This is a genomic window from Sporolactobacillus shoreicorticis (assembly GCF_024125445.1).
Classification (GTDB): domain Bacteria; phylum Bacillota; class Bacilli; order Bacillales; family Sporolactobacillaceae; genus Sporolactobacillus; species Sporolactobacillus shoreicorticis.
This window is the reverse complement of the sequence record NZ_JAMXWM010000023.1, coordinates 63,628-72,459: the sequence shown is the minus strand read 5'-3', so window position 1 is coordinate 72,459 and position 8,832 is coordinate 63,628. Positions and strand designations below refer to the sequence as shown.

The 8,832-nt window shown below is 42.4% G+C and carries 8 protein-coding genes; 3 read left to right on the top strand and 5 right to left on the bottom strand.

The window, feature by feature from the left end; translation table 11 throughout:
• Positions 1-188: 188 nt before the first annotated feature.
• Positions 189-656, bottom strand: coding sequence for a hypothetical protein (locus NIE88_RS16320; RefSeq protein WP_253063748.1), 468 nt, complete (start codon positions 654-656; stop codon positions 189-191).
• A gap of 84 nt (positions 657-740) precedes the next feature.
• On the bottom strand, positions 741-1,127 hold the full coding sequence (locus NIE88_RS16315) for a hypothetical protein (RefSeq protein ID WP_253063747.1): 387 nt from the start codon (positions 1,125-1,127) through the stop codon (positions 741-743).
• A 357-nt stretch (positions 1,128-1,484) separates the two neighbouring features.
• On the opposite strand from NIE88_RS16315, the gene NIE88_RS16310 reads away from it, so the two are divergent.
• Entirely contained in the window at positions 1,485-3,425 is a 1,941-nt protein-coding gene (locus tag NIE88_RS16310; protein ID WP_253063746.1) for an ABC transporter ATP-binding protein/permease, read from the top strand.
• An 81-nt stretch (positions 3,426-3,506) separates the two neighbouring features.
• A complete protein-coding gene (locus tag NIE88_RS16305) occupies positions 3,507-4,058 on the top strand; it encodes a GNAT family N-acetyltransferase (RefSeq protein WP_253063745.1) in 552 nt (183 codons plus the stop codon).
• Between the two features lie 351 nt (positions 4,059-4,409).
• On the opposite strand, the gene NIE88_RS16300 is transcribed toward NIE88_RS16305, so the two are convergent.
• On the bottom strand, positions 4,410-4,706 hold the full coding sequence (locus tag NIE88_RS16300; protein WP_253063743.1) for a YggT family protein: 297 nt from the start codon (positions 4,704-4,706) through the stop codon (positions 4,410-4,412).
• 252 nt (positions 4,707-4,958) lie between these two features.
• Positions 4,959-6,314, bottom strand: coding sequence for a glucose-6-phosphate isomerase (locus NIE88_RS16295; protein ID WP_253063741.1), 1,356 nt, complete (start codon positions 6,312-6,314; stop codon positions 4,959-4,961).
• A gap of 212 nt (positions 6,315-6,526) precedes the next feature.
• Here NIE88_RS16295 and NIE88_RS16290 point away from each other — a divergent pair, with 212 nt between their 5' ends.
• On the top strand, positions 6,527-6,757 hold the full coding sequence (locus NIE88_RS16290) for a DUF378 domain-containing protein (protein ID WP_253063739.1): 231 nt from the start codon (positions 6,527-6,529) through the stop codon (positions 6,755-6,757).
• Between the two features lie 60 nt (positions 6,758-6,817).
• Here the strand turns inward: NIE88_RS16290 and asnB are convergent, their stop codons facing one another.
• Positions 6,818-8,704 (bottom strand): asparagine synthase (glutamine-hydrolyzing), encoded by a 1,887-nt coding sequence (gene asnB, locus NIE88_RS16285; RefSeq protein ID WP_253063737.1) that lies wholly within the window; start codon positions 8,702-8,704, stop codon positions 6,818-6,820.
• Positions 8,705-8,832: the final 128 nt, after the last annotated feature.

Genomic DNA, 8,832 nt, shown 5'->3' with positions numbered 1-8,832 from the left:
GTCTTTGGGAGGTTTTTTTATTTTCATATAATTATGTGATTTAACGGATACATTGTGAAAGAATAAGAAGGCCTTCGCCGACAACAATAATGATAATCAGAGTAATAAGGGCTGTAAAATTATGTATGAAATCGTGTTTTTCATATTATCAATAGTTCTATCTTAGCATAAAAGTGAATCAATACATTTTAATAAACGTCTATGTTCTCTTCAAAGCTGTTCGCGCGTTCAATCAGCGGTCCCTTAGCACCCATAACAAAGGCAATGTCACTGCCACGGATGGATAGAAGTTTATCATTTGCTTTAAGTGATAAAGTATTTAAAAGTGCATCACTAAATTGCAATACTCCAGTTTTAGAGACGGATAACCAACAGTATAATCTGCCCTTATAGTTAACAAATTTTCCCTCGTCAGTTTGATAATCAATTAATAATGGTAAATCGGTTAACACATTGCCAATCTTAGAATTAGCTAACAAACCTTTTTTGCTGACACAGAAACCACCCGTTTTTTTACTGCCGGATATTAAATATACTTTTCCTTCTGATGTAATATCATATTCGTCAATCGCCATTTTAAACAGTTGCATCGTTAAATCGTTATTTATTTTTGACCAGCCAAAAACAAACTTCCCGCCCTTAGTTATTTGTGGCATAAATATCGCTCCTTATGACAATAAGATTAAGAAAGAAATTGTAGCACAAAAAAGAAATAAAGAACATTAAGTTTATCATTTTCGTCACAGTTCAAGTAAATGGACCTCATTCGTGATCCATTCACCCGTTTTTTTGATTTTATCGAATGGTACCCAAGACGCTTGCATAAAAATCTTCTCAGCCGAGAATAAATAATCTCTATTCCGTTTAGATTGTATGAATCCGATCGCATCTTTTGCACGTGGATCATCTAACTGATTCTGTTGCTTTAATAAGCCTAATATTTCCAAAATATTCGTTCGATAAGGGTACGGATAAAACATTTTTACCATATCATCATTTAAACGTTCTTCTGAATGTTCGTGCTTATAAATTCGATGTTTAAGAATATAGTCAGTACCCTGTTCCATTTTTTGTTGAACTTGTGTGCGCACACCATAGATCGATTGAAACTTGCTCAATGCTTTCATGGATTTTACTAAACCATCATAACAAGGCGAATGACCCACAGCAATCAATGCTTCTTTTTTTCATAACATGCCCTTTCAATACTCCCAATCTAGTATGTCAAAGCAAATTGGGCAACGGAAACAACTATTTCTCTTGTTCCGCAAAGGGGGCACATGGCTGATGGTCGCATTCTTGCTCTGTTCTCACTTGCTGCACTTTTTATTGCTTAGACAATACGTCTTAAGACTTAGAGATAATTAATGCTTCAGGATGGTTAAACTTTTTACTCCATCCTTTATGCTAAGAATACGAAAGAAAGCTGTAGAACGAGAAACTCCCGCAAACAATCAAACGGGATAAATAACTGGAGGAACCTGATGAGCTATATTGAATTAAAAGACATTCATAAGTCGTACAAGCTTTCCGGCAAGCAGAAGTTTCCTGTGCTTCATGGAATTGATCTTACGTTGGAGCGCGGAGAATTCGTCTCTATTCTCGGCGAATCCGGCGGCGGCAAATCAACGCTGATGAACATCATCGGCGGTATGGACAAGGATTACAGCGGTGACGTATTGATTAACGGTAAAGCCCTGCATGCCATGAGGGAGAAAGAACTTGATGATTATCGAAAAACAAATGTCGGTTTCATTTTTCAAAGCTTCAATCTGATTAATCACATGACCGTTCTGAATAACGTGCTGATCACTCTGAAAATGACAACAATGTCAGATAAGGAGCGTGTAGCACACGCCAAGGAGCTATTGACTACCGTCGGACTTGCCGACCATCTGCATAAAAGGCCGAATCAGCTCTCCGGCGGCCAGAAACAACGTGTGGCAATTGCGCGTGCACTGGCAAATAATCCGGATATCATTCTTGCCGACGAGCCTACCGGAGCGCTCGACAAGAAAAACAGCGAACAGATTATGGAACTGCTTGACACGATCGCCAAGCAAGGAAAACTGGTAATTACGGTGACGCATTCGCAGAAGGTCGCCGATTACGGAACGCGAATCATCAAAATCGATGATGGGCGCATCGCCGATGACATTCGTCTCAAAAACGCCTACCCGGTTCCGGAACATCAGGTAGAACCGAAGACAAAAAATCTGAGCATACCTGCAACATTTAAAATGGCGCTCGATAACATCCGCCACAACCTGAAACGAAATCTTCTCGTAACCATAGGCGGGTCGATCGGTATCTTCAGTGTCATCATTATGCTGGCGCTGGGCAGCGGCGTACAAACGTATCTTCATGATGAAATCATGAAAAATATTAATCCAACAGTTGTTCAACTCACCAAAAAAGACATTTCACAGCAGGATGGTGAGAGCAGTCATATAAAGAAATCAGTTACCATCTCGGATAGCGATCTGGCGAAGATGGAAAAGGTCAAGCATGTCAAGTCAGCCGAGAAAGTCCTTTGGCTCTCATCAACACGCGTCACACTCGGCAAAAAAATGGCTGTGCCTCAATACTTCCAGACCGTTGACGGCGCTGTTCCTGAAAAAGATCTGGCCAAGGGCAGTCATCTGCCCGGACAAAATGAGATCGGATTGAGTAAAGATGTCGCCAAACAGCTGACCCAAAAACCAACAAGCCTGATTGGAAAAACAGTGACGTTCTCCGTCAATATGATAGACAAGAAGCAAAAACCAATTGTCATGCAGAAAAAGTTGAAGGTATCCGCAATTTTCAACGGCAGCGCTCAGATGGGTATGATCACTGCAGATTATGATACCGTGCAGACAATGTATAAGAAACAAAAACTCACGTTAACCGCGAACATGGCAACCATCAAAATTGATCAAATTGAAAACGTGAAGAGCGTCCAAAACCATTTTAAAAAGGCTGGTTACAGGCCAAACGGTGCCGGAGCTTTTCTCGATTCTTTGACACTCTACATTTCCATAGCATCCTATGTTCTTGCCGCGATCGCCGGTATCTCGCTGCTTGTGTCGGCAATTATGATCATTGTCGTCCTGTACATCAGCGTATCGGAACGAACCAAGGAAATAGGTATTTTGCGTGCGATCGGCGCACGGCGCAGGGATATTCGCCATCTGTTCTTCTCAGAAGCGAGTCTGCTCGGGCTATTCAGCGGTGTCATTGGCGTTGCACTCGCATTTATTGCCGCGGCGATCGGCAATTATTTCGCCCAACCGCATATGCATGTGTCCCTGCTCAATGTGACACCGGGATTTGTCCTCTTCGGTTTACTCATTAGCGTTGGCATCAGTGTTATTGCCGGACTTGCCCCTTCATCCAAAGCGGCTAATCTTGATCCGATTGAATCTCTGAGAAAATTTGATTAAACAAATCAAATGTAGTCCCCTTTTACATAAGGGGATTTTTTGTTATACTATTTTTTCGTTCGAGAAAGGGATGAAGCATTTATGAAAATAAGCGAAACAAGCTATTCAGAAGGAAGCTTTACCTACGTCATGCGTACGGCGGATCTAAGAGACGCAGCGCAACTAAGCAAAGTTCGAGTAAAAATTGACGATGAAACCGAGAATATGGATCGCGCAAAAGGTGAAGATTTTATTGATGAACATGAATTTGCCAAACTCATTTTAGCAGATGAAAGAGCAAGGCGAAATCTATTTCTCGTTGCTGCTGTCCAAGACAAAATAATTGGATACTCAAGATGTGCGGGCAGCGAATTGAGACGTACAACTCATCGAATTGAATTTGGGGTTTGTGTACTAAAAGATTACTGGGGACATCATGTAGGAACCCGGCTGCTTGATCGATCAATAGCCTGGGCGGATCAGCAAGGAATAAGAAAAATCACGCTGAATGTGCTTGAAACGAATACACATGCGATCGCTCTGTACAAAAAAATGGGATTTGCTGTCGAAGGAGTACTCAGAGAAGACAAAAAACTGTCGGACGGCAACTATTACAGTACCATGATTATGGGACGCCTGAACAACTGTGACTGATCGCTCTCCAAGATAATGTTTTCAGGCGCATTATATCCTTTGAGGATGAGGAACACCACCTTTTTAAAAAGAATCGGGCAAAAAACGCCCAGCCCTTACTTCCGCGGGATGCAGTGGCTTTCGCGTTGCACCCCCAGTTAACGAAAACTCTTTTACAGAGGAAGCTCATTTGCACCAAATACGCTTTTGAATCGTCAACCTTTTATTTCTCAAATTTGGCGCTTGCCCGCTCCGCCCTATCTGTTAAAAAACTTGATGAGGCCAAGCTTTAGTTTTATACGAGGCATCCGTTAATTGCTTATCTTTTGTATAAAAAACGAAGCATGTATGCTCCGTTTTCAGTCGTTATACTTATTTGATTTTAAGGATGGCTAAGATTTTTTGAATGCCGAATCCGATAATGCTGTACACAATTAAGGCAAAGACCGCAGAAAGGTCGAGGCTGTGCTCATTAAAAACAATCGGATGAAAGATGCCTTGAAAAGGCTTAAGTATCGGTTCGCTCAGACTATTAAGCAAATTTACAAAAGGTGTCGGATTCGCACCGAAAAATTGCAGCAGGATATATAAAACAATCACAACTTGTACGAATGTTAAAAGTATGCTGATCAATTTTGGGAACATTCCGGTAGAATTTCTTTGTCTCACGTTTCCTACTCCCTTCCCTTCCGAATCGTTGTGAAGCGCATTCGTCAAAACATTACTGCTATACATGTTAAGGGATAATGTACTCTTAGTCAAACCAGGAACCGCTAAACGCATTCTTAATCCCATTATCCACGACCAGGATTAAAAACGAACGTCCATTATACGATAAAACAGTTTAAATAAATGAAATCATTTCCATTAAAAAAGAAGCTTTACCCCTTTATGAGGCAAAGCTTCTTTTTATCTGAAAAATTAATGATTCAGGCGTGCTTCAAGTGTTGCTTTTTCTGCTTCATAGCCAGGCTTGCCAAGCAATGCAAACATATTCTTTTTATAGGATTCAACACCCGGCTGATTGAATGGATTAACGCCCAGAAGATAGCCGCTGACTGCAACTGCCTTTTCGAAGAAGTAAATCAAGTAGCCGAAGTGATAAGCAGTCAGTTCAGGAATGGTAACCACCAGTTGCGGTACTTGACCGTCCGTATGTGCAAGGCGCACACCTTCAGCCGCTTTTTTATTGACGAAATCCATCGTCTTATCAGCAAGAAAATTCAGGTTATCTAAATTTTCTTTTTCTGCTTTGATTGTGATATTCTTTCTCGGTTCGCCTACAAGCACGGCCGTTTCAAACATGACGCGGCGGCCTTCCTGTACAAACTGGCCAAGTGAATGAAGATCGGTACTGAAATCGGCTGAAGATGGATACAGGCCTTTGAAGTCTTTGCCTTCACTCTCTCCGAAGAGCTGCTTCCACCATTCTGAGAAATAGTGCAAATGCGGTTCAAAGTTAACGAGCATCTCAACAGTCTTGCCCTTATTGTATAGAACGTTGCGAACCGCTGCATATTGATAGGCCGCGTTTTTGCTTAGTTCAGGTTCGCTGAAATCATTCTGTGCATCACGCGCTCCGGTCATAAGTTCATCGATATCAATACCGGAGGCGGCGATTGGAAGCAGCCCGACTGCTGTCAGAACTGAGAAACGTCCGCCGACGTCATCCGGAATAACAAAGGATTCGTAACCCTCGTTGTCCGCAAGAGTCTTTAACGCACCTTTTGCCTTATCTGTCGTCGCATAAATTCTTCCCTTTGCTTCTTCTTTGCCGTATTTATTTTCAAGAAATTCACGGAATACGCGGAACGCAATCGCAGGTTCGGTCGTTGTTCCTGATTTAGAAATCACGTTAACTGAAACATCCTTATCCTTGAGCACATCGAACAGCTCATTTAAATACGTTGAACTGATGCTGTTGCCTGCGAAGAATACCTGAGGGGTTTTGCGTTCTCCTTCTGTAAGGACGTTATAGAATGAATGATTAAGGGTCTCAATTGCCGCGCGGGCACCCAAATAAGATCCGCCGATACCAATCACTACTAATACGTCTGAATCCGATTTAATTTTCTCTGCCGCTTTCTTAATTCTGGAAAACTCTTCTTTGTCATATGCAGTTGGGAGATCAAGCCAGCCAAGAAAATCATTGCCTGCTCCGGTTTTTTCATGAATGGCTTGATGAGCGGCTGATACATGCGCTGTCAGATAATCCAATTCATGCTGTGCAAAAAATGAACGTGCATTGCTGTAATCAAAAGCAACCTTCTTGCTCATTTCATCGGCCTCCAATAATAAAAATAATTTCCTACTTAACTGTACAAGACCATGAGGGCAAATTCAAGTCATGATCCCCTTTCTTTTGTTAAATTGCAAACGATTTCACATATCATTCACTAATTTTATTTTTTGAATCAATCATTATTGATGAATAGATGTGGGAAAAAAAGCCATGCTAGTGATGCACGCACATAAAAGGAGGTACGGTTATGAGCGGTTTGCAGAAAACATGTCTCGTACTACTTATCATCGGTGGAATAAATTGGGGGTTAATCGGATTTTTTCGGTTTGACCTTGTCTCTGCGATATTCGGCGGATCAGGAACTGCGCTCTCACGCCTTGTGTATGGCATCGTCGGCATTTGTGCCTTGTATTGCCTGACAATCTTGTTCCGTCCAAACGAAGGTCTGGAGCACGAGCGAGAAACTCAGACCCATTAAGATTCATTCATCAAAAAAGGATCCCTGCATTTGGCAAGGATCCTTTTGCTTTTCAATTTTTTATACCTGAAAGGCCGGCTCATGTGCTACATCTACTGTTTTCTCAATATAAATCTGATGCCACAGCATAAACATCAGAACCGTCCATATTTTTCGGCTGTTGTCCCTTTTCCCGCTGCAATGGTCATCCAGCAATTTAAGCACATAAGATTTATTAATATAAGCATCCGTATTGCTGTCACGGATCATTCCAACTGCCCAGTCATGCATCTCATTCTTAAGCCAGAGGCGGATCGGAACCGGGAAACCAAGTTTTTTCCTGAATAGGATCGAATCCGGGACAATACCGCGCATCGCTTCACGGAATGCATATTTCGTCGTTCCCTGTGCCGTTTTAAGCGAAGCAGAAAGTGAGCGGGCAACTCCAAATACCTCTTTGTCCAAAAACGGTACACGCAGCTCCAGTGAATGCGCCATCGTCATCCGATCGGCAACCACAAGAATATCTCCGCGCAACCATGTTTCAATATCGACGAGCTGCATCTGATCCAGTTTGCTGTTTTTCTCAGCTTTTTTGTAAATAGGATTAGTGATGTCTGTAAATGAAGTGGTTTCAGAGAATGTTTTCAGTACAAATTTCTTCTCCTCTTCATTGAATATGAATGCATTTCCAACATAACGTTCGGAAAGCGGTGTCGTCCCGCGAAGCAGGTAGCTTCGTCCTTTTAATGTAACCGGGAGCCTTGACGCAAGTGCGTGAAGCAAATTTTTCCCCGGTGCGGGAATGGAATCAAACCATTTTAGAGAGAGCGGTTCTCGGTAAATATTATAGCCGCCGAACAACTCGTCGGCGCCTTCTCCGGATAGGACAACCTTCACGTGCTTCCTCGCTTCCCGGGCGACAAAATAGTTGGGAATTGCTGCCGGGTCGGCGATCGGATTATCCAAATGCCAGACGATTTTCGGCATCTCTTTCATGCACATTTCAGGTGTGATCTCAAGCGCGTAATTTTCAACACCCAGTTTTTCCGCAGAGTCCTTTGCAATGTCAATCTCATTGTAGCCCTTGCTGGGAAATCCCACTGTAAATGTTTTAATATTTTCATTAAAACGCTTGGCAAGCGCAACAACTGATGTCGAATCGATTCCGCTGGACAGGAACGCACCAACAGGGACGTCGCTTCTCATGTGCATTTTTACTGAATCAATCAGCACTTCCTGAATTTTCTTTTTTGCATCATCAAGCGTCTGATTGACGGGAGCAAAGGATGGCCTCCAAAAAGCCTGGTTCTGCAGCGGCTTACCGTCTTTTTTTAGAAGATAATGCCCAGGCTCCAGGCTTTTAATATTTTCTTCAAGCGTGCAGGGCTCAGGTACAAATTGAAAGGTCAAATAATAGTGTAGCGCCTTTTCTTCCAACGGATGCTTCTCTTGGCCGATCAGCAGACTTTTCATTTCGGACGCGAAGAAGATTCCATCTTCCTGTTCCATATAATAAAAGGGTTTAATACCAAAGTGATCTCGAGCGGCAAACAGTGTCTTATCCTGCTTATCCCAAATAATAAAAGCAAACATTCCCCGCAGATCGTTGACACAATCAACGCCACGGTCAGCGTAGAGGGCGACAATAACTTCCGTGTCTGATGTCGTTTCGAAACTGAAGCCCTTCTTAATCAATTCATTTCTCAATTCAACATAATTATAAACTTCACCGTTGAAAATAATGTAGTAACGCTCATTTTCATAGGGAAGCGGCTGATGCCCGCCGGCAAGATCAATGATACTTAATCTGCGAAATGCTAACTGAACTTGATCATCCGTATAATAACCCGCATCATCGGGTCCACGGTGATTGATTATCTCCGCCCGTGCGAACATCGCGTTTTGTTCATGATTATCCGGTTCCAAATGACGATCTCCTGCAATGTATCCGCAAAATCCGCACATAAAAAAGTCTCCTTTCAGAGATGGCCGGTGAATGACTCACAAGCAATAGTCTCTGCCTTAAACAGCTAATTTATTTCCGATACTAAGTTTAGCATTGACTCGGATAAAATCAAAGCTTTGGCAGCGCT

Bases quoted from the DNA above. Each gene is read 5' to 3' on its own strand.
- NIE88_RS16320 (WP_253063748.1), bottom strand. From the start codon at position 656: ATGCCACAAATAACTAAGGGCGGGAAGTTTGTTTTTGGCTGGTCAAAA.
- NIE88_RS16315 (WP_253063747.1), bottom strand. From the start codon at position 1,127: ATGAAAGCATTGAGCAAGTTTCAATCGATCTATGGTGTGCGCACACAA.
- NIE88_RS16310 (WP_253063746.1), top strand. From the start codon at position 1,485: ATGAGCTATATTGAATTAAAAGACATTCATAAGTCGTACAAGCTTTCC.
- NIE88_RS16305 (WP_253063745.1), top strand. From the start codon at position 3,507: ATGAAAATAAGCGAAACAAGCTATTCAGAAGGAAGCTTTACCTACGTC.
- NIE88_RS16295 (WP_253063741.1), bottom strand. From the start codon at position 6,314: ATGAGCAAGAAGGTTGCTTTTGATTACAGCAATGCACGTTCATTTTTT.
- NIE88_RS16290 (WP_253063739.1), top strand. From the start codon at position 6,527: ATGAGCGGTTTGCAGAAAACATGTCTCGTACTACTTATCATCGGTGGA.
- asnB (WP_253063737.1), bottom strand. From the start codon at position 8,704: ATGTGCGGATTTTGCGGATACATTGCAGGAGATCGTCATTTGGAACCG.